This window comes from Nonomuraea sp. 10N515B, from assembly GCF_052245915.1.
Taxonomy (GTDB): Bacteria; Actinomycetota; Actinomycetes; order Streptosporangiales; family Streptosporangiaceae; genus Nonomuraea.
Map to the genome: position 1 here is coordinate 42,072 of NZ_JBQQBQ010000056.1, position 18,795 is coordinate 60,866.

An 18,795-nucleotide genomic window follows, 5' to 3' on the forward strand; every position below is an offset into this window, starting at 1 on the left:
TTAGACGTTAGGGCCGGAAGCTATGCGGCCAATGTCGCAAAGATAACGATTTGTCGGGAGATCTCATGGCGTTATTTGCCAGTCGTACGCCTAGAGTTCTCGTGTGAGCGCGCATGTGAAGATCAGGGAACGGCTGGACGATTCGGAGATCACCGAGGTGCTCGGCCTCGTGGAGGCGGCGACGGAGGCCGACGGCGTCCGCCCGCTCAACGAGCACGTGATGCTCCACCTGAGGTACGGCGGCGACCCCCAGGCGCGCTCGCTCCTGCTATACGGGGACGCTTTGGCGGGCTATGCCCACGTCGATCCGACGGACGAGGTCGAGGGCCCGAGCGCCGAGCTGGTCATCCACCCGGCACACCGTCACCAGGGCCACGGCGCCCTCCTGCTGCGATCCGTGCTCGACCTGACCGGCGGTCGGGTGCGCCTGTGGGCACACGGCGACCACGCGGGTGCCGGCGCGCTGGCGGCGCAATTCGGCCTCGAACGCGCGCGCTCGCTCTGGCAGATGCGCCGCTCCCTGTTCGCCCCTTTGGAGGCGTTCGTGCTCCCGGAGGGGGTGCGGCTGCGGACGTTCGTCCCCGGACAGGACGAGGAGGCCTGGCTCAAGGTCAACGCCGCGGCCTTCGCCCATCACCCCGAGCAGGGCGCGTGGACGATGGACGACCTGCTGCGGCGCGAGCAGGAGCCGTGGTTCGACCCGGAGGGCTTCTTCCTGGCCTTCCGCGGCGACAAGCTGGCCGGCTTCCACTGGACGAAGATCCACGGCTCGTCCGAGCACGGCCACGAGCCGCTCGGCGAGGTCTATGTGGTCGGGGTCGACCCCTCGCAGCAGGGCACCGGCCTGGGCAAAGCGCTCACCCTGGCCGGCCTGAGCCACCTGCGCGCCCGCGGCCTCGCCCAGGCGATGCTGTACGTGGACGAGGCCAACACCTGGGCGATCAGGATGTACGAGTCCCTGGGCTTCGCCCGCTGGGACGTGGACGTGATGTACGCGGTCGCGTAGCGGTTATTCCACGATCGCGTGGAGGAGGAAATAGGAGACGGCGGCCACCGCGGCGGCGGCCGGAATGGTCAGGATCCAGGCGGTGATGATGTTGCCCGCCACGCCCCACCGCACGGCACTGAGCCGCTTGGTCGCGCCCACGCCCATGATCGCCGAAGTGATCGTGTGCGTGGTCGAGATCGGCGCGCCGAACCCGATGGCGGCCGCGTACAGGACAGTCGCCGCCGCCGACTCGGCCGCGAACCCCTGCGGCGGGTCGAGCGCGATGATGCGCCGCCCCAGGGTGCGCATGATGCGCCAGCCGCCCGCGTACGTGCCGAGGGAGATCGCACCCGCGGCGGCCAGGATGACCCACTGCGGGATGGGATCGTCCGGCGCGGCGAAGCCGCCGACGGTGAGGGACAGGAAGATCACGCCCATGGTCTTCTGCGCGTCCTGCAGGCCGTGCCCGAGCGCCATGGCGGCGGCCGAGACGGTCTGCGAGTAGCGGAAGCCGCGGTTGGTCTTGCCCGGCTGGCTGTTGCGGAAGATCCAGTAAATTGCGATCATGATCGCGGCGGCGAGGGTGAACCCGACCAGCGGCGAGAGGATCATCGGGATGACGACCTTCTCCAGGACGCCGTCCCAGTGCACCACGCTTGCCGAGGCCACGGCGGAGCCCACCAGGCCGCCGATGAGCGCGTGACTGGAGGAGGAGGGCAGGCCGAAATACCAGGTGATCAGGTTCCAGGTGATCGCCCCGATGAGCGCCGCGGCCACGATGACCAGGCCGTGTGAGCCCTTCGGCGCGTCGATGATGCCCTTGCCGACCGTCTGGGCGACCTGGGTGCCCAGGTGAGCGCCGATGAAGTTCATGGCCGCGGCCATGAACAACGCGGCCCTGGGGGTGAGTGCGCGGGTCGAGACGGAGGTCGCGATGGCGTTCGCCGCGTCGTGGAACCCGTTGGTGTAGTCGAAGATCAGAGCGACGACGACCACGCCGATGACGAGGGCGAGCGAGAGGTCCACTGGGCCTAGCTTTCTTTGACCGCGATGGACTCGACAGTGTTGGCCACGTGCTCGAAGGCGTCGGCCGCCTCCTCGAGGGCGTCGACGACCTCCTTCATCTTCATGACCGTGAGGGCGTCGTACTCGCCGCTGAACAGCTTGGCCAGCAGTCTCCTGTAGACCTGGTCGCCCTGGTTCTCCAGGCGGTTGACCTCGATCCAGTATTCGTTGAGGTTTTTCATCGACCGCAGCCGCGGCATGGCCTCGGCCGTCAGCTCCGCGGCCCGCTCCAGGACCTCGACCTGCCTGACCACGTCTTTGGGCAGGTGATCGAGCTGGTAGAGGACGATGAGGTCGGAGGCGGCCTCCATGGCGTCCATCACGTCGTCGAGGTTGGATGCGAGGCGGTAGATGTCCTCGCGGTCGAACGGAGTGATGAAACTCTCATTGAGCCGGTTCATGATCGCATGAGTGCGTTCGTCACCGGCGTGCTCGCAAGCGCGCATCTTCTCGGCCAGGGCTTCCCTGTCCGAGCCCTCGCTGATGATCTCCACCAGCAAGCGCGATGCGGTGACCAGGTTGTTCGCCGAGTCGGCGAACAGGTCGTAGTAGCTGTCCTCACGTGGCGTGAGACGCAGGCGCACGTCGTTCTCCAGCTGTGCGGGGATGGTCCGTGAAGAGGGTACGGCCTACCAGGCGAAATGCGAACTTCATCTCTCCTTCGCCTAATGGCTACCCGCCGTATGTTGCGCAACACCGGGATTGCGGGTACTTCTAGGGGATTTTGCTGCTCGCACGCCTTCCTACCAGTACGTACGACCCCGCCGAAGGCCTGAGACGAGCCCTCCGATCACCTCAATGTTCTCTTTTTATTCACCTTCCGTTCATCTTGTTCATATCTTCGTGCGGTGGAAGTTCCGGAACGACCGGGACGGCGTCGGCCCCCGCTGGCCCTGGTAGCGCGACCCGTACTTGGCGGACCCGTAAGGATGCTCGGCCGGCGAGCTGAGCTTGAACACACACAGCTGCCCGATCTTCATCCCCGGCCACAGCTTGATCGGCAACGTCGCCACGTTCGACAGCTCCAGCGTCACATGCCCGCTGAACCCCGGATCAATGAACCCGGCCGTCGAGTGCGTCAACAACCCGAGCCGTCCCAGCGAGCTCTTGCCTTCCAGTCGCGACGCCAGGTCATCGGGCAGCGTGATCACCTCGTACGTGGAGGCCAGCACGAACTCGCCCGGATGCAAGATGAACGGCTCGTCCCCGGGAGGCTCCACCATACGCGTGAGATCCGGCTGCTCGATCGATGGGTCGATGTGCGGGTACCGATGGTTCTCGAACACCCGAAAGAACCGGTCAAGCCGCACATCGATGCTGGAGGGTTGGATCATCTCCCGATCGAAGGGGTCGAGCATGAGGCGGCCGGTGTTGATCTCGGCAAGGATGTCGCGGTCAGATAGCAGCACGGAGAGCAACTTACCGTCCGGGTGGAAACTGCGCGGGCTCGGGATTGCTGTTGTGGGGCAAGTTTCCGCTACAGTGGAGGGCGCGACTTCGGGTCGTGCGCGGGTGTAGTTCAATGGCAGAACATCAGCTTCCCAAGCTGACAGCGCGGGTTCGATTCCCGTCACCCGCTCCACTGTTAAGGCCTAGGTCAGGAACATGTGATCCCAACCCGGGCCTTGATCTTTTGTGTGGGGCTATTCTCACTCGCGTGCCAGATCAGTTGATCTTGCGGGCCATTACGGGCCATTACGGGCCATTAGCCGGACGGCACCAGCGCTCCCGCCTCGCCCTCGTCATCCTTCCCTTCGGCTTGAGATCTTCCTTGACGATCTCTCCGAGAGCATCGGCGATCTTCCGGTCACGATCTTTCGCCGTGTGCAGATTGATCCTCCACGCCAACGGCTCATGCTGGAGCCCGCACTGGCCCGCATCGGAGTAGAACCGCATGGCGCTGACACTCAGACCGGTCCGGCATGCCACATCCCCGCTCGGGTACAGCTCGTTGTCGTCCGCCACTGTGGAGTCAGGCATCGAGGGCTAGAGCGTGTCCTGTGGATCTTCAGGGTGATTTGTTGTAGATCTTTCCTGTGGTTGATCGACTGAATCGTCATGACTTGTCCGATGAGGAGTGGGGCTGCTGGAGCCCCTGCTGCCTTCGACGTCGCCACAGCGCGGAGGCCGGTGGGCCGACCACCGGACTGTCATCAATGGCGTCTTCTTCCGGGTGCGGACCGGATGTCCGTGGCGCGATCTGCCGGAGTGCTACGGGAACTGGAAGACCGTTTACAACCGGCATCGCCGCTGGTCAATGGATGGCACCTGGGAGAAGATCCTCGATGGCCTGCGCGCGGGATGCGACGAGGCCGAGGGCGAGGATTGGACGGTGAGTGTCGATTCCACCGTGGTGCGCGCTCACCAGCACGCCGCCGGAGCCCGACACGCCCCGGCCGCCGACCTGCCCGTAAAGGGGACCGCGTAGATCGCGAAACGGGGAAGAACCAGGAGGGATTGGGTCGTTCCCGGGGCGGCTGGACGACCAAGGTGCACCTGGTGGCCGACCGGCGCTGCCGCCCTGATGCCGCTCTCTGAAGTTGGACCGCTCTGCTCTGTGAATTTCCCCAGGTAGCCGACCCGCCGGTGGTGGTTGTCCGCTGGTGGGCGGGCTCCCCGCAAGGCTGCGATTGACGAAGATCAGCAGCTTGTCGGGGAGCCCAAGGAAGATGCTCACACAGGGGGAAGACGTGGAGGCGCACGCATTGCGCAAAAGAGGCTGGTCGATCTCGGCGATCGCCCGGCATCTCAACCGTGACCGTAAGACGATCGCCGCGTATCTGAACGGCAACCGGGTGCCCGGCCAGCGACGATCGAGCAGGGGCGATCCGTTCGCCGAGTTCGAGCAGTACTGCCGGATCCGGCTGGCCCAAGACCCGCATCTGCTGGCGATGACGCTGTTCGACGAGATCGTCGAGCTGGGGTATGCCGGTGGGTATTCAACCTTCACCCGGGCGATCCGCAAGCGAGGGCTGCGGCCTCACTGTGAGCCGTGTCAGCAGGCCCGTGGCCGGGACGTGGCGATCATTTCCCATGAGCCCGGGGCCGAGGTGCAGTGGGACTGGCTGCATCTGCCGGACCCGCCTGCCGGGTGGGCCTGGCCGCGTCGGGAGGCCTATCTGCTGGTCGGCAGCTTGCCGTACTCGGGCCGGTGGCGGGGCTGGCTGTCGCCGTCGATGGATGCGGCCCATCTGATCCGTGGCCTGCACGAGGTGTCGGCCCGGCTGGGCGGGCTGCCGCTGGCGTGGCGGTTCGACCGGATGGCCACCGTGGTGGAGCGCACGAGCGGTGACGTGCTCGCCTCGTTCGCGCCGGTGCTGAAGTACTACGGTGTCGCGGCGGCGATCTGCCGGCCCCGGCGGGCGCAGCGCAAGGGCGCGGTGGAGAAGGCCAACGACAGCGCTGCGCAGCGGTGGTGGCGCACGCTGGCCGAGGAGGTGACGCCCGCGCAGGCCCAGGCATCGCTGGATGCGTGGTGCCGCACGCGGGGGGATGTGCGGGTGCGCTGGGCGGACAGGGCCAAGACCACCGTCGCCTCGGTCGCGGCGGCAGAGCCGCTGGCCTCGCTGCCCGAACGTCCGTATCCGGCGCTGCTGGAGGTCGAGCGGGTCGTCTCGGCCCAAGGGCTGGTCGGCTTCGATGGCAATCACTACTCCGTCCCGCCCGGGCATCGCGACCAGCACGTGCTCGTACGCTGGCGGCTGGACGAGACCGTCCTGGAGATCATCTCGGCGGCGGGCAACACGCTGGCCCGTCACCGGCTGGCGGTGCGCGGCGCGCACGAGATCGTCCGCGCCGAGGAGCACGTGCGGGCGCTGGAGAAGGCGGTGCTGGCCGCCACGGGCGTTGACCGCGCACCCTGCCGACGCAAGAAGCGCATCCCGCCCTCGCAGCAGGCGCTGGCCGAAGCTGAGCGGATCCGCACCGCCCGCCAGGGCCGCCCGGCGAGCCCGGCGCCTGCGTCGGCGGGCGGGAACGGGCTGGCCAGCGTCACCGATTTCGCCGCCTATGCCGCCGCGGCACGCGCCCTCGGCCCCGCCTCCAGCAGCCGCCAGGCGGGCCAGGACGAAAAGGCGGGCCGGCCATGACGAGGACGCCGATGTCCACCTTCACCAGCGCGTTCTTCGACCCGCAGATCGAGCAGGAGATCTGGCAGCAACGGGCCGCCGCCCAACTGCCCGCCATCCTGGCCGCCGGCCGGGGCCTGCCACCGGTGGCCTGGACGGTCGGCGCCGCCGGCGCCGTGATCGCCGGTCGCCTGCCCCGGTCAGGGCGGCCGATGAGCCAGCGGGCGGCGTTTGAGGCCTGGCGGCACGCCCTGGGATTGACGATGCACGTCGGCGTCGGCCCCGGCGATCCGATCGGCCGCCCGGCATCTGCCCACCTGAGCGCCACCGGAACGCGCGGCGGGGTGCGCGTGCACCTGTCGGCCACGATCCTCTGCGACGACCACGACGACCACGACGAGGGGAGGACGGGCTCGTGACCGCCACCAGCAGCGGCAGCGGCAGCGGCAGCCAGGCGCAGATCTATCAGCGGCTGCGTTCCCACCTGGCCTTCCTCAAACTGCGCGCCGCTGCCGAGGCCCTGCCCGCAGTGCTGGATGCCGCCCGTGACGGCGAGGTGTCCGTCTTGGAGGCCCTCGAACGCCTGCTGGGCATCGAAGCGGATGCGACCGGTGCTCGCCAGACCGCCTCCCGGTTGCACTTCGCCAACCTCCCGGCTCCCTGGCGCATCGAGGACTACGACTTCACGGCCCAGCCCGGCGCCGATGAGGCACTGATCCGGGAACTGGCCTCCTTGCGCTTCCTCGCCGACGCCAGCAACGTGCTGTTCATCGGCCCGCCCGGGGTGGGCAAGACCATGCTCGCCATCGGCCTTGCTCGCGCCGCCGCCCAGGCCGGGCACCGCGCCTACTTCACCACCTGTGAGGCCATCGTCCGCAAGCTCACCAAGGCCATCGCCGAGCACCGCTTCGACACCGGCCTGCGCTTCTTCAGCCAGCCGAAACTGCTCGTGCTGGACGAGTTCGGCTACCGGCGGCTGGATGAGGACGGCCGCAGCCTGCTGTTCGAGGTCGTCAACGCCCGCTATCTGAAGGGCTCGATCATCATCACCAGCCACGTGGGGATCGCAGAATGGGCCGAGAGGCTCGATGATCCGATGCTGGCCGCCGCCCTGGTCGACCGTCTGTTGCACCGCGGCGTCATCGTGGCCATCAACGGCCCCTCCTATCGGATGCGCACCCACCAAGCCCGCGCCGAGGAACTCCGCCTGGCCACCACCGGCACGACAGGAGATCAGGCGTGAGGCCCCGCACCGAAGCGCGCCCGTGTGAACACTGCGGCCAGACCTTCACCTGGAGCAGCCGCTACCCCTTGCGCCGCTTCTGCGACCCCCGGTGCAAGGCCGCGCACGCCCGCGAATACAAAAATGCCCGTCGACGCGAGCTACGCCGCCTGCGCAAGACCGCCCCGCAGCACGCCGCCACGCCCCGCCAGAACACCCCTGATCACCACGACAACCATGAGGAGAGCCACGAGGAGAGCCACGGGAACCGCGAGAGCCACGACAACCACGAGGACCGCGTACGCCTCACCCAAGCAAACGCCGTGCAGCCCTGCCCGCACTGCCACCGGCCTGTCGCAGTGTTCAACCTGCTCCTCAGCCCGCACGCGGCACACGTCGACACGCCCATCACGTTCCGTGACATAGCAGGATCAACTACGTAGTATGAAGTCCAACGACCTGGGGATTTTCACAGAGCAGCTCTGGGGAACGTCACAGAGCGCCAACAGCCCGATTGCCCGCATGACCAGCCCCGGCCAGCACGGCGACAGCCCGTACTTCCGGCGAGTTCTCAAGCGGGTTCGGATCCTCCGGCGTGGCCTGGGCCGTCCCCGGCAGCGGCCTGCGCGAGTGCTGGCAGACAAGGCCTACTCCTCCCGCGGAAACCGTGCCTACCTGCGCCGTCGAGGCATCAAGACCGTCATCCCGATCAAGAAAGACCAGGAGGTCAACCGCCTCAAGAAAGGCAGCAAGGGCGGACGACCTCCCGGCTTCGACGCCGAGCGCTACCGCGAGCGCAACAGCGCTGAGCGGTGCATAAACAAGCTCAAGGGCCACCGCGCGGTCGCCTTACGCACCGACAAACGCCAGCTCATCTACGAAGGCACCTTCGATGTCGCCTCCATCAGAATCTGGCTCCGTGACCCCGTCGAATGATCCACGGGACACCCCCTAGGCCCCGCTGGAGGACCTCGGAAGGTACCCGGGGTCCTCCAGCGGCTGTCGGTTGTTCGGTCAGCTGACGCTGGCGGGTTGGGCGGACAGGAGGGTTTGGGTCCAGCCTTCGGTGCCGACGGCGCCCTGGCTGCTGAGGTCGTCGCCCTGGCCGTCGTAGGGGTTCTGGTCGTCGTAGCGCAAGAGGGAGCCCTCGCTCCGGTGGCCGTAGTACACGCCCCCACCGGGCGACAGGAGATGGTCGAAGACCTGCCAGGTGGCGTCACGTAGCTGGTACCTCTGCCAGGAACCGGGGCCGTTGATCCGGTAAGAGATCAGCTTGCCGTCAGCCGTTGTGCCGAGAATCCAGCCAGGGCCGGTCGCGGTCAGGGTCTTGAGGGTGAAGCCGTCGCCGATGGTGTTGCCACTGATGTTGTCGATCGTGGGCTTGGTCGCGTTGACGGTGTAGCGGCGCAGGGTCCCGCCGGCGATGCCGAACAGCTGGCCGTTGCCGTCGTAGGCGAGGAGGTCGTGGGTGTAACCGCTGCCGAGGTAGACAGGCGGCTCGAAAATGAGGCTGTCACGATTGGTCTGGATATCGACCCGGTAGAGCCGGCCCTCCGGCCCCTTCTCGGTGACCAGGATTGTATTGAAGTCTAGCGTCGCCATCGCCTTGGGAGTGAAACCCAGAGTGGCCGTGGACACAAAGGCGCCACGCGTGCGCTGTCCGGTAGCGGCATCAATGGCGGTGTAGGTCAACTTCCCGTCCGGCAGCGCCCCGTAAACCGAGGCGGTCTCCACCGAGGAGGAGGCACGGTTCTGCGCGTGGGTGAGGGTTTCCCAGCCCAGGAAGTGCGACGTCCCCATGGGGCGCTTCTGCTCGACCCACTTGGCGGCGTAGGGGAAGTCGTTGTAGCCGAGGCGGTTGTGCAGCGCGTTGTAGCCGACCTCGTAGTGGTTGCCGAGGTCGGCCTTGACCTTGCCGCCGCACAGCCAACTTGGGACTGAGCCGCCGAGTTGTATCTTGGCGTGCAGGTCCATCGCGCGGCGCAGCCGGTGTTTGGCCGTTGAATACAGGTCCACGCCCTGGTGGTGGGCCGTCTCCGCGACGTGGGAGATGGCCGCCAGACCCCAGCCGGTGTGCCAGAAGTCACGGCAGGTCTCCTGGGTCAGGCCGTCCACGAACGTGGTCTGGTCGTACCAGTAGTCGATGATCTCGGCTTTGGTGTTGACCGTGCTGCCGGGCGGCGCCTTAGGGATCGAGCCGTCGGTGGCGAGGTAGATGTAGGCGGGCAGCCTGCCGCGCCAGGTCGCGACCGCCCGGTCGAAGGAGGCACGGTCGTCCAGGTGCACGGCGATGCCGATGGCGGCATCGGTCATGATCAATTCCCAGTTGCCGTTGTTGTCGGGCCGTCCGGCGATCAGGGTCGGGAGGTACACGGTGCGGAGCTTGCTCGCGAACCGGCCGGCCTGGCTCCAGCCGCCGCCGTAGGTGTGCTTGATGAGCTCGGCCGCCCGGGAGAAGTTGGCGCCCGCCCAGCCGGTCTGCAGCGGCGCGTTGCTGCCGGTGTGCTTGGTGATCACGGCCGACCAGGCGTCCATGATCTGGATCGCCTTCTTGGCGTAGCGGGAGTCCTTGCTGAGGTACCACCGCAGGGCGTGCGTGTAGGCCGCCATCGCGTCCTTACGCTCGTCCGAGCAGCCGTTGTCGGGAATGGAATTCCCGCCGCAGTTCACGTCGGCGCGAGGCTTGGCCGTGTAGGACAGCGAGGCGAAGGAGCTGTTCTGCAGGGCGTCCCAGGCTGACTTCCAAGGCTCCTTGTCGAGGTTGGCCTTGACGAAGTCAAGCTGGGCACGGCTGACCAGGACACCGGGGTGCTTGAACCCGGCAGCCTGTGCGGGCTGCGGAACAGACAAAGCGGCGGCCACGAGCATGGCGGCAGCAACCGGACGAGCGAGACGCACGGGATTCCTTCCCAAAGGGGGGCTGGCTGGACGGAGAACGGCGTAGCTGGGGCTTATGGATGGTCGGAGCCAGACGGCCTTGGAGGTGACGAAGGCGCGCGGGGCGGGGCCTTCCAGCGGGTGGCCGACGTTCGCGGCCCCTGACTCCTAGGCCAAGCTCATGAGCGCCTTGGCCATGGCATCCCGGTGCTGCCGGCGGCGGGCCGGACTGACGCATGGAGCAGGTGCACCACGCGGATCCGTACCCACGGCTTGCCGCCAGAACGGCTCGATGCCCTGGGGCAGAGCCCCTTCGGGCCATCGCAGACCACCGATCGCCCAGGACGCGGCGCGATCTCACGCATGCTTGTGATCACTTTCTCCCTGTGACGGCGGTACCTGACCAACGGCGGAAGCGGCGGCAGTCTTTGGCGGAGCGCTGAGGCCGACTGCGCCGATTACAGGGCGCCGACCCGGTTCGTTCCTCACCTTGCTCGTGCGCCTCTGCGGACGTGGAGCGATGGTAGTTCAGCCTGGTATGTCGGCGGTATGTCGGCGCTTTCGCGCAGCGCGTGGAGTTCGCCGCGCTGCAAGCGGCTGCGGCCGCCGTCGCGGCGCAGGTTCGATGAACTCCATGTCCTTCCCTGCCAGCGTGAAGAACGGAAGCACCACCAGTAAGAATCGTCGCGGCAAAGATCGCAAACTGTCCCGAGTGCCAACATAACCGCAGCTCAGCGTTGCAGGCGGCCGCACGGGCTGCGTTCCGAGATCGGGGAGACTCGCGCGGGTTCGATTCCCGTCACCCGCTCCACACCTTGCTGTCGTTTCCGATGTTCATGAGCGTTGTCCTCCTCCCTCTGTACTCTCCAGAGGCAGAGAGAGGAGCCGACCATGACCGCCCAGCCGCAGGACTTCACGTCCACCGAGGCGCCCATGCCGGAGAAGAACTTGCGTGCCAATGCGCTGCGCTGGTTCTCCCACAGGATCGTGAGGCGTTCGACGCTGGGCTCAAGGCCGTCCTCGATGATGTCCGAGTCAGCCTTGACCTTGGAGTATTGAGCGCGTTCGTGCACCGCTGGTGGATCTCCGCGTGCGACTCGGTGAAGGATCCGGAAGGGCGACGCCAGATGCACTCCCGGGCCGAGCGCGCCCTAGCCGGCCAAGAGGGTTCCCCGAGGGGGCCATGGCGTGAGGTCCTGGCCGCACGCGGGATCGACGTATAGGTGTACAAGCTCGTCCTCGATCCAATCGCCGACGAGCAGATCGCGGCCCTCCCTGAGGAAACCCTGCGACCTCTCGCGGAGCACACTCCTGGAGACCGCTCCATGGAGCGGGGATCCGTACAACTCGGCCAACCCCAGGGCGAACATGCTCACCCACCCCTTCGGTGAACGTGGCCTCGCAACCTATGTCGTCCTGGAACGGCAGCGCGAGACCTACCTTGTCCGCGTCGAATGGCCAAAGCTCAGGCACCTGTCGATGTGAGGCCTCAGGACATGCTTAACCATTCGTTCTCGGGACAGTCTTGACCGATCGTGGCATGATGCTCGCCCAGAGTGACTCTGATGTCGGGTGGCGAGCGTGGATCAGCAGGCTCTGGTGGAGTACCGGTACCGGGCTGTACGGGAGGTTCTGGGCGGGTCACCGATCGGGGAGGTCGCGGCCCGGTACGGAGTCTCGCGGCAGTCGCTGCACAGCTGGCGGAAACGGTTTGAGCAGGAAGGCATGCCGGGACTGGCCGACAGGTCGCGGCGGCCCAAGTCCAGCCCGCACCGGCTGCCGGCCGAGGTCGAGGCGCTGGTGTGTGAGCTGCGGCGGCAGCACCCACGATGGGGCGCCCGGCGGATCGTGCATGAGCTGCGCCTGCGGGGAGTAGATCCAGTTCCCGGCCGGGCGACGGTGCATCGGATGCTCGTCCGCAACGGGCTGGTGCGACACCAGGAACAGGAGCATCAGCGCAAGTACCGGCGCTGGCAGCGCGAGGCGCCGATGCATCTGTGGCAGCTCGACCTGGTCGGCGGCGTACCGCTGGCCGATGGCCGCGAGTGCAAGATGGTCACCGGGATCGACGATCATTCGCGGTTCGTGGTGATCGCAGCGGTGGTCGCCGTGCCATCGGGACGAGCGGTGTGCTCGGCGTTCACCAAGGCGATGCGCCGCTACGGGGTGCCGTTCGAGGTGCTCAGCGATAACGGCAAGCAGTTCACCGGCCGGCACAATCGGCCGCAGCCGGTGGAGGTGCTATTCGAGCGGATCTGCCGGGAGAACGGCATCAACCAGCGGCTCACCAAGCCCCGCTCGCCCACCACGACCGGGAAGATCGAGCGCTTCCACAAAACGCTCCGCCACGAACTGCTGGATCATGTGGCGCCGTTCGAGTCGCTGGCCGCCGCCCAGGACGCCATCGACGCCTGGGTGCACGCCTACAACCATCAACGGCCCCACCAGGCGTTGAACATGGCAACCCCGGCCAGCGTCTTCCGCCCGCACGCCCCCACCTACTCCGACGGGCAGCCCCCCGCCGACGAGGCCGGCCAGACAGCAGCACCGCTGCGCATCGATGTGATCGAACCACCGGCGAACCGCCCGGATGAGTCGGCGGTGGAGTTCGAGATCCGCGTCCCGCCCAGCGGAGAGGTCACGCTCGTTCCCAGTCGGCAGCGGTTCTCCGTCCCCAGGGGACTGGCCGGACGGACGTTGACCGTCTGGGCCGATCTGCGCAGCCTGCACGTCCTGCTCGACGGCCACCTGGTCCGCACCATCGTCTCCCGGCTCCTGCCCCACGACCTGGCCTACCTGGTGATGCGCTACGGAGCCCGCTCCGCTGGACCGGCACCGGCAGCGGCGGCGCTGCGCCGCATCAACGGCAACACCGAGCTGGCCGCAGGCCAGGCAGTCGAGATCGATCGCATGGTCCAACGCGACGGCCACGTCACCATCGCCGGGATCAAGTGCCAGATCGCTTTCGCGCCGGCCCGGCGCACCGTCACCATCCGGCTGGACGGCCACCTCATGCACGCCATCGCCGACAACGCCCTGGTCGGCACCTGGCCCTGCCCCATCACCGCCGACCGCGCCGCCCGGCTACCAGGCGCGCGCACCGCGGCGACCCCGTTGCCACCACCGCCGCTGCCGGCGGGATCGATCCGGGTGCAACGGCGCGTCCATGCCAGTGGCCGGTTCATGGTGAACAAGCAGTTCATCAAGCTCGGCCCCCGGCATGCAGGCAAGCTCGTCACCGTCGTCATCGAGGACACCCACTATCGGGTCCTGCATGGCGAGGAAGAACTGGCGATCAGGCCCCGCCGCGACACCACACCCGTCACCCGTCTCTACGTCCGAGGCAAGGGCACCCAGCCCGACGGACGTTAAGCATCTCCCGATGACAAACGGTTAAGCATGTCCTGGGACCTCACATTGACAGCACCGGGAGTGCCCGTTGCGTGCCCGTCCGTAGAGGTGCCACCGGTGAATCACGGGGACTCACGGTCACTCGACCGCCATATGGCCAGGTCAGTGTTTTCCCTGCTCAGAGGGCAAGATCTTGAAAGAGTTCCCAAGCTGACAGCGCGGGTTCGATTCCCGTCACTCGCTCTCAGCGTGATAGTCCAGGTCGGATTCGAAACCCGAGACCTGGGCTTTCTTGATCGCCTTAGCCCAGATCGTGGTGAAAGCGCTCCTCCTGAACTGGCCCCGTGCTCGCTTACCAAGCCAACCCGTCAGTCATCGGACATGTGACGGCGCTCCCAGATGCCGGCCTTCCTGCCCTTCACCCATGCAGGCGGCGCCCACATGCACGGTTCCTCCTCTTCTCCGATGGTGCTCACCGCGATCTCTGCTTCATCTTGCGGCGAGACCTCGAAGTAACCGTCATAGAACGGTTCGGCGAAGTCGCGGGCAATCGACTCCGCGAGCCACGACGCGAAGGTGATGTCCTGAGGGAAGAGCGCGTGATCCAAGCAGCACAGATTGGGGTCCCATCCCCACATCGCGCCCTCGGGATCGCGGCAATCCAGCAGTGACGCGATTGCACACCCCCAGTCCAATAACTGGATCATGCCCGCGCATCGTCCGTAGGACTCGGTTCGAAACGCCAAAGCCGATTCAGTGATGTCCGCGAAGATGTCGCTTTTCCAGAAGTCGTAGCCCCGTACACCGATGATGCCACCGCGAGGACCGAAACCTCCGTTCCCCACCTCCAGATACAACCGCCGTAGCAGCGAAGGAAGCGGATAACCGATGGCCTCTTCAGCCTCAGCGACCGCCTCGGACGAGGCCACCGGTAGTACATCGGGCCCAGGGGCTGACAGTATCGCTTCGAAGATCTCATCCTCGGTCATGATCTGCACTCCGCGTACGGGGACCGCTGGAGGAAGAGCCAGAAGTCGTCTACGTCCATAAAGGCTGCATGCTGTCAGCTTCGACCGACAAATGCCACAACACAGAGGCATCGACCGCGTGCCAGATCCGCGCCAGAACGAGCGGCGATCAGCGGTGAATCACGGGGGACTCAGGGTCACTCGCCCAGCCTCGACCTGCACCCCCGTTTTCCCAGCTCAACACGGCATGATCAGTAGATGGTTCCCAAGCTGACAGCGCGGGTTCGATTCCCGTCACCCGCTCCACAACGAAGGCCCCAGTCAGGGCTGAAATGGTCGAAGCTCTGAACTACTTGGCCGCGGATCGGCGCGCCTTTCTCAGGCGACTTTCCAGGTTCGGTCGCCGAGCGTAGCTACGAGATCCAAATGGCCCCCGAGCGCAGCGATGTACTCTCGTACGACGTCGATGCCGGATACCTCGCCATGTTCGATCTTGGAGATGCGAGCCTGGCTGACTCCCAAGGTGTCGGCGAGTTCAGCCTGAGTGACACCGGCAGCCTGACGGATCTCGGCGAGCTGAAATCCCCGGACGTACGCTTCGCGGCGTTCACGCGCGACGGCTTCCCCAGCAGCGCGTTCCGTCGCGTCTCGCGAGTCGAGCGCTGCCGCCTTGGCCTTGACATCCGACCACTTGCTGTACCGAGTGCTCATCGCTCCTCCTGCTCTTCTTGGTTGAGCGTGATCAAGTGTTGGGCAAATCGTTCATCAGCCAGTGGTATCGCTTCCCGATACCAGCGGTTCCAGTTGCCGGCCTTATCGCCGGCTACCAGAAAGATCGCTTCCCTTGCCGGATCGAAGCAGAACAGCATCCGGATCTCACTCGTCCCCGATGAGGGCGGACGTAGTTCCTTCATGTTGTGGTACCGGCTGCCCTGTACCCGGTCGACCAGAGGACGGCGCGCCGTCGGGCCTTCCTCCGCGAGCTGATCGATCGCGTCCTTGATCAGATCTGCAGTCTCCGGATCGGTTGCGCATATGGTCAGATACCACGCCTCGACCTCCGGATGAAGGCTGACCTCCCAGCTCATACAGCTATTATAACCGTCTAGTCATATTCTCTATATCCGCATCCCCGCTTCCCCTTCGGGTCGACGGCGGGCGGGGTGATCAGGCGGCCGATGTGCGCGCGTCGCACGGAAAACACCAGGTAGGGGGCTGATCGTCGTGCCATTAGCGTGCCATTAAGGGCGGTGGCGAGGGGGCAACCACGGTCACTCACGACCGGCCTCAGCCGCAGGTCGGCGCCCCTTCGAGCCAAGATCTCTGCAATTCCCAAGCTGACAGCGCGGGTTCGATTCCCGTCACCCGCTCTCATAGCGAAAGCCCAGGTAGACCGATGGATTCGGCGCCTGGGCCTTGTCACGTCAAGGCAAGCTCATCTCGCCGTGCCCAGTATGTCTGGAACCAGGGCCAAGGAAACCGGAAGGCTGGTCCAGAACTGCAACGGCACGAGCCCTGTGGTGTTGCGGCGACGGAAGGCGTAGCCGCACTTCACGAGATTGAGGGCGGGCAAGCGGCTAAGCTCGATGGCGTACGCATGCGTCCAGTTGATCAGTGCACGGACGCTTTCAGCCGGAGGTGGCAACGTGACAGCTGAGCTGTACGAGCCGGTCATCGCGAGGACTCCTGATCAGATCGTCGAGTCGCTGAACGGTGATCGGAGTCCTCGTAACATCCGCGCGTGCCTGCCTCCTGCCGACCGCGGTCACTTCGACAAGGACTACCGGCAGGCTATGGCCAAGGCCACCGAGGAGCTGGACCTCTCACCGGTAAATGATCTGCTGGCTCACTGGTGGCATATGGCCAGGATGAGGGCAACTGGCGAGTACGAACAGGTCTTGGAGCAAGCTGCTCGAGTGCAAGAGCAGATAGAGAGTGGCGAGTACGTCCAAGGCCGGCCGCTACGTGAGGCCTTGGCCGAGCGGGCTGCTGAGCTCGGCGTGAAGCTGGACCTATAGATGTACACAGTCGGTCAGAGCAAGCAGGTAGATGAGCAGATCGCAGCCTTGCCGGCCGAGGCGCTCGCACCCTTCCTGGAGGCAACTGTCTTTCTGCAAGTCGCCCCCTGGAACGGCGAGATCATCCAGGTAGTCTGGCACGGCTGACCGAGCTCAGAAGCAACCGGTCGTCTGTCCGTACTCCGGCGTGCATCCCCATGCATGCGCCGACGCGATCATCGCCTGACCGCTCTGGCTCGCACCCTCGGCTCCGGTTTGCACCGTGACAGGTCCGGCTTCCGCTTCCTCCGTCTTCCGACACCGGGAAGTCGGGCATTACAGGCAAGGTGCTCATCTGCCCCACAGGGTTAGGCTCGCGTCCAGGCCGAGATAGCGGGCAAGCGCGTACTCGACCTGTCCCATGGCTACGGAGTCGAGGTGGTCGTACAGCCCGCCGAGGGCATACTGGGCGTCGATGGTGCGGATTTGATCGGTCAGGGCGTACGTCTCGCGCCCCTGAATGGTCAGCCTGGGCCGGAAGCTGGCCGGTTGGGCACTGGTCGACGTGGGCACGATCGTCACGGTGGACCAGTGGTCCTGCGAGATGCTGACGACGATGCCGAGGCGTCTGCCGCGCTGCTCGTGGCCGCGCTTGGCGTCGCCGAGATCAACTGGATAGACGCCGCCGCGGATCACCGTCCGGCCTCACGGCGAGCGGGAACCACGATGCCGGTGTCGACGATCCGGATGTCGCCGTCCTCGGTGTATTCCCACTCGTCGGGGAGCTGCGACAGATCCTCGCCCTCATCGGCCAGGCGTGCCATGTCGGCGCGGGCCTGCCGCTCCCACTCCACGTGCTCCAGGGCGCGCAGCCCCCGGCGCAGCACGTCGGAGTTGGACTCGCCTTCGCGGCGAAGTGAGTCGATGATCCGGCTGTCGTCCTCGGTGGGTCGGAAGCCCACCGTGCTTGGAGTGCCCATGACAGCAGGGTACAACAAATGTTGAACAAGGTGGAAGGGTGGTGACTCGCCCTTCAGCAATCGGTACAGGCCCCGATCAACCGGATCGACTATCAACACCACCCGATCAGCCTCTACATCGAACCCAAGGTCCTGATGATCAGAGGATCCCTCCGGAGTCATCAGCACGGACTGTCCTCAGCGCCGGCTCACCGGATAGCGGTGTCCTCAGATCGCGTAGCCAGGCATGTGGGGGACAGCTGCCCGTACTCTGTCCCACAAGAACGATCACGCATTGAATGCGAGGCCATCAGTGCTGCATACCTGGGTCAGCACCGCAGGAGGACCACTAATCGCCGTCCCCAAGTCCGAGCTGAACACCTGGGCAGGTGTGGACGACAACGACGGTCCCGTAGAGACCTGGGGAGACTACGGCCGCGCCTGCGCCGTTGAGGGCTACATCGGTACTGTCACCGTTGGTGCGCAGCAGGCCCTTGTTCTCGGCGACGAACCTGCCATGACGACCTATCTGGCGACCGAACGTCTCTTCCTGCGCTGGGCCGCCGCATACTCCGAAGCCGAGCTTGTCACGGCAGCCAAGCGAGCCCTGGCGGCAGAGCCGGATTGGGACGATGACGAAGACGTGAACTGGGAGGTACGGGAGGCAGTCGTGCTCTTCGACTCCGCCATTCCCGGTGCTGAGCTGGAGCCTGACGACCGACTCATTATTGATCTCGAGCCCGGCCAGTACAGGGTCCGCGCCACCTACACGAAGGACGAGGACAACTGGATGATCCTCGTCCAACTCCAGCCAGCGACCTGAGCCCTGGGCCTACTTCGCGCCTGTGCCACCCTTCCATAAATCGTGCGGTCGGGTGTTGTAGAAGCCTCAGCGTGGCATTGCCCGAGCCTGCTGCGCCGAAAGAGCCGCCCATCGCTCAACATCGCCTACCTGGCCACCTGGCGGCCATGCGGAATGCTCGCTCACCTGGACATCCCTCCAGCCGCCGTCGTTCGCAACAGGCACAGGAAATTCTGCTAGACCACGCTCGACGAGCACCAGGGCCGTCGCTATGAAGCCCTCCATGAGTGAGTGCAGGATTGGATGGTTCGAACGCTCGTAGCGCCCGATAAGTGCGCTCACGAAGGCCGCGAAGGTGGCCAGGTCGACCTCAGAGGGCGTTACGCGAGTTGATGTCCGCTTCGTCGCTTGCGCTGGATAGTGCAGGCTGGTCAGGGCAGGGTTCGCCGGGCTACGGGAGCGGTTGAGCGAACAAACCCGGCTCGTTCTCCACGAGGAC

General features: G+C 65.9%; 23 protein-coding genes and 1 tRNA gene. 13 read left to right on the top strand and 11 right to left on the bottom strand.

Translation table 11 applies throughout. The features are described from left to right. The first annotated feature begins 103 nt into the window (after positions 1 to 103). Complete coding sequence (gene mshD / locus ACTWQA_RS46585; protein WP_443165275.1) at positions 104 to 1,006, top strand: mycothiol synthase; 903 nt, start codon at positions 104 to 106, stop codon at positions 1,004 to 1,006. A 3-nt stretch (positions 1,007 to 1,009) separates the two neighbouring features. On the opposite strand, the gene ACTWQA_RS46590 is transcribed toward mshD, so the two are convergent. The 3 genes from ACTWQA_RS46590 to dcd all read right to left on the bottom strand — a co-directional run bounded on the left by ACTWQA_RS46590 (position 1,010) and on the right by dcd (position 3,462). Beyond that, positions 1,010 to 2,014, bottom strand: coding sequence for an inorganic phosphate transporter (locus ACTWQA_RS46590; protein ID WP_443165276.1), 1,005 nt, complete (start codon positions 2,012 to 2,014; stop codon positions 1,010 to 1,012). Positions 2,015 to 2,019: 5 nt separating this feature from the next. Then, positions 2,020 to 2,637, bottom strand: coding sequence for a DUF47 domain-containing protein (locus tag ACTWQA_RS46595; RefSeq protein ID WP_127939425.1), 618 nt, complete (start codon positions 2,635 to 2,637; stop codon positions 2,020 to 2,022). Positions 2,638 to 2,886: 249 nt separating this feature from the next. After that, positions 2,887 to 3,462: a dCTP deaminase gene (dcd, locus tag ACTWQA_RS46600; RefSeq protein ID WP_305914886.1), complete on the bottom strand. Its 576-nt coding sequence runs from the start codon at positions 3,460 to 3,462 to the stop codon at positions 2,887 to 2,889. Between the two features lie 99 nt (positions 3,463 to 3,561). Here dcd and ACTWQA_RS46605 point away from each other — a divergent pair. The 7 genes from ACTWQA_RS46605 (at position 3,562) to ACTWQA_RS46635 (ending at position 8,278) form a co-directional block, all read left to right on the top strand. After that, a tRNA-Gly gene (locus ACTWQA_RS46605) sits at positions 3,562 to 3,635 on the top strand. 495 nt (positions 3,636 to 4,130) lie between these two features. After that, entirely contained in the window at positions 4,131 to 4,481 is a 351-nt protein-coding gene (locus ACTWQA_RS46610) for an IS5 family transposase (protein WP_443165277.1), read from the top strand. Positions 4,482 to 4,722: 241 nt separating this feature from the next. Beyond that, complete coding sequence (locus tag ACTWQA_RS46615; protein WP_443165278.1) at positions 4,723 to 6,141, top strand: Mu transposase domain-containing protein; 1,419 nt, start codon at positions 4,723 to 4,725, stop codon at positions 6,139 to 6,141. Next, positions 6,138 to 6,539, top strand: coding sequence for a hypothetical protein (locus ACTWQA_RS46620; RefSeq protein ID WP_443165279.1), 402 nt, complete (start codon positions 6,138 to 6,140; stop codon positions 6,537 to 6,539). Before ACTWQA_RS46615 ends, ACTWQA_RS46620 begins: the two co-directional genes overlap by 4 nt. Further along, complete coding sequence (istB, locus tag ACTWQA_RS46625; protein ID WP_443165280.1) at positions 6,536 to 7,363, top strand: IS21-like element helper ATPase IstB; 828 nt, start codon at positions 6,536 to 6,538, stop codon at positions 7,361 to 7,363. The genes ACTWQA_RS46620 and istB overlap by 4 nt, the downstream gene beginning before the upstream one ends. Next, positions 7,360 to 7,785, top strand: coding sequence for a hypothetical protein (locus ACTWQA_RS46630; protein ID WP_443165281.1), 426 nt, complete (start codon positions 7,360 to 7,362; stop codon positions 7,783 to 7,785). Before istB ends, ACTWQA_RS46630 begins: the two co-directional genes overlap by 4 nt. Position 7,786: 1 nt before the next feature. Beyond that, a complete protein-coding gene (locus tag ACTWQA_RS46635) occupies positions 7,787 to 8,278 on the top strand; it encodes a transposase (RefSeq protein WP_443165282.1) in 492 nt (163 codons plus the stop codon). Between the two features lie 78 nt (positions 8,279 to 8,356). On the opposite strand, the gene ACTWQA_RS46640 is transcribed toward ACTWQA_RS46635, so the two are convergent. Further along, complete coding sequence (locus ACTWQA_RS46640; RefSeq protein ID WP_443165283.1) at positions 8,357 to 10,240, bottom strand: alginate lyase family protein; 1,884 nt, start codon at positions 10,238 to 10,240, stop codon at positions 8,357 to 8,359. A gap of 710 nt (positions 10,241 to 10,950) precedes the next feature. Then, the gene (locus tag ACTWQA_RS46645; RefSeq protein WP_443165296.1) at positions 10,951 to 11,292 is read right to left on the bottom strand and encodes a hypothetical protein; all 342 of its coding nucleotides are present in this window, start codon (positions 11,290 to 11,292) and stop codon (positions 10,951 to 10,953) included. Here ACTWQA_RS46645 and ACTWQA_RS46650 point away from each other — a divergent pair. Together ACTWQA_RS46650 and ACTWQA_RS46655 are read left to right on the top strand one after the other, a co-directional pair. Then, positions 11,188 to 11,442: a DUF6247 family protein gene (locus tag ACTWQA_RS46650; protein WP_443165294.1), complete on the top strand. Its 255-nt coding sequence runs from the start codon at positions 11,188 to 11,190 to the stop codon at positions 11,440 to 11,442. The two genes, ACTWQA_RS46645 and ACTWQA_RS46650, sit on opposite strands and share 105 nt — an antisense overlap. Positions 11,443 to 11,800: 358 nt before the next feature. Continuing rightward, a complete protein-coding gene (locus ACTWQA_RS46655) occupies positions 11,801 to 13,591 on the top strand; it encodes an IS481 family transposase (protein ID WP_443165284.1) in 1,791 nt (596 codons plus the stop codon). Between the two features lie 347 nt (positions 13,592 to 13,938). Here the strand turns inward: ACTWQA_RS46655 and ACTWQA_RS46660 are convergent, their stop codons facing one another. From ACTWQA_RS46660 to ACTWQA_RS46670, 3 genes are all read right to left on the bottom strand, one after another. Next, the gene (locus ACTWQA_RS46660) at positions 13,939 to 14,559 is read right to left on the bottom strand and encodes an SMI1/KNR4 family protein (RefSeq protein WP_443165285.1); all 621 of its coding nucleotides are present in this window, start codon (positions 14,557 to 14,559) and stop codon (positions 13,939 to 13,941) included. 357 nt (positions 14,560 to 14,916) lie between these two features. Then, positions 14,917 to 15,249, bottom strand: coding sequence for a helix-turn-helix domain-containing protein (locus ACTWQA_RS46665; protein ID WP_443165286.1), 333 nt, complete (start codon positions 15,247 to 15,249; stop codon positions 14,917 to 14,919). Further along, positions 15,246 to 15,626, bottom strand: a complete 381-nt coding sequence (locus tag ACTWQA_RS46670) for a type II toxin-antitoxin system RelE/ParE family toxin (protein WP_443165287.1) — start codon at positions 15,624 to 15,626, stop codon at positions 15,246 to 15,248. The genes ACTWQA_RS46665 and ACTWQA_RS46670 overlap by 4 nt, the downstream gene beginning before the upstream one ends. 558 nt (positions 15,627 to 16,184) lie before the next feature. Between ACTWQA_RS46670 and ACTWQA_RS46675 the strand changes: the two genes are divergently transcribed. Continuing rightward, positions 16,185 to 16,556 (top strand): DUF6247 family protein, encoded by a 372-nt coding sequence (locus ACTWQA_RS46675; RefSeq protein WP_443165288.1) that lies wholly within the window; start codon positions 16,185 to 16,187, stop codon positions 16,554 to 16,556. Beyond that, a complete protein-coding gene (locus tag ACTWQA_RS46680; RefSeq protein WP_443165289.1) occupies positions 16,557 to 16,703 on the top strand; it encodes a hypothetical protein in 147 nt (48 codons plus the stop codon). A 183-nt stretch (positions 16,704 to 16,886) separates the two neighbouring features. On the opposite strand, the gene ACTWQA_RS46685 is transcribed toward ACTWQA_RS46680, so the two are convergent. Both ACTWQA_RS46685 and ACTWQA_RS46690 read right to left on the bottom strand, forming a co-directional pair. Continuing rightward, complete coding sequence (locus tag ACTWQA_RS46685; protein WP_443165290.1) at positions 16,887 to 17,231, bottom strand: type II toxin-antitoxin system PemK/MazF family toxin; 345 nt, start codon at positions 17,229 to 17,231, stop codon at positions 16,887 to 16,889. Further along, positions 17,228 to 17,515, bottom strand: a complete 288-nt coding sequence (locus ACTWQA_RS46690; protein WP_443165291.1) for a hypothetical protein — start codon at positions 17,513 to 17,515, stop codon at positions 17,228 to 17,230. Before ACTWQA_RS46690 ends, ACTWQA_RS46685 begins: the two co-directional genes overlap by 4 nt. Before the next feature lie 226 nt (positions 17,516 to 17,741). On the opposite strand from ACTWQA_RS46690, the gene ACTWQA_RS46695 reads away from it, so the two are divergent. Next, positions 17,742 to 18,317, top strand: a complete 576-nt coding sequence (locus ACTWQA_RS46695; protein ID WP_443165292.1) for an Imm21 family immunity protein — start codon at positions 17,742 to 17,744, stop codon at positions 18,315 to 18,317. Positions 18,318 to 18,383: 66 nt separating this feature from the next. Here the strand turns inward: ACTWQA_RS46695 and ACTWQA_RS46700 are convergent, their stop codons facing one another. After that, positions 18,384 to 18,731, bottom strand: coding sequence for a DUF6086 family protein (locus ACTWQA_RS46700; protein WP_443165295.1), 348 nt, complete (start codon positions 18,729 to 18,731; stop codon positions 18,384 to 18,386). Between the last annotated feature and the right edge of the window lie 64 nt (positions 18,732 to 18,795).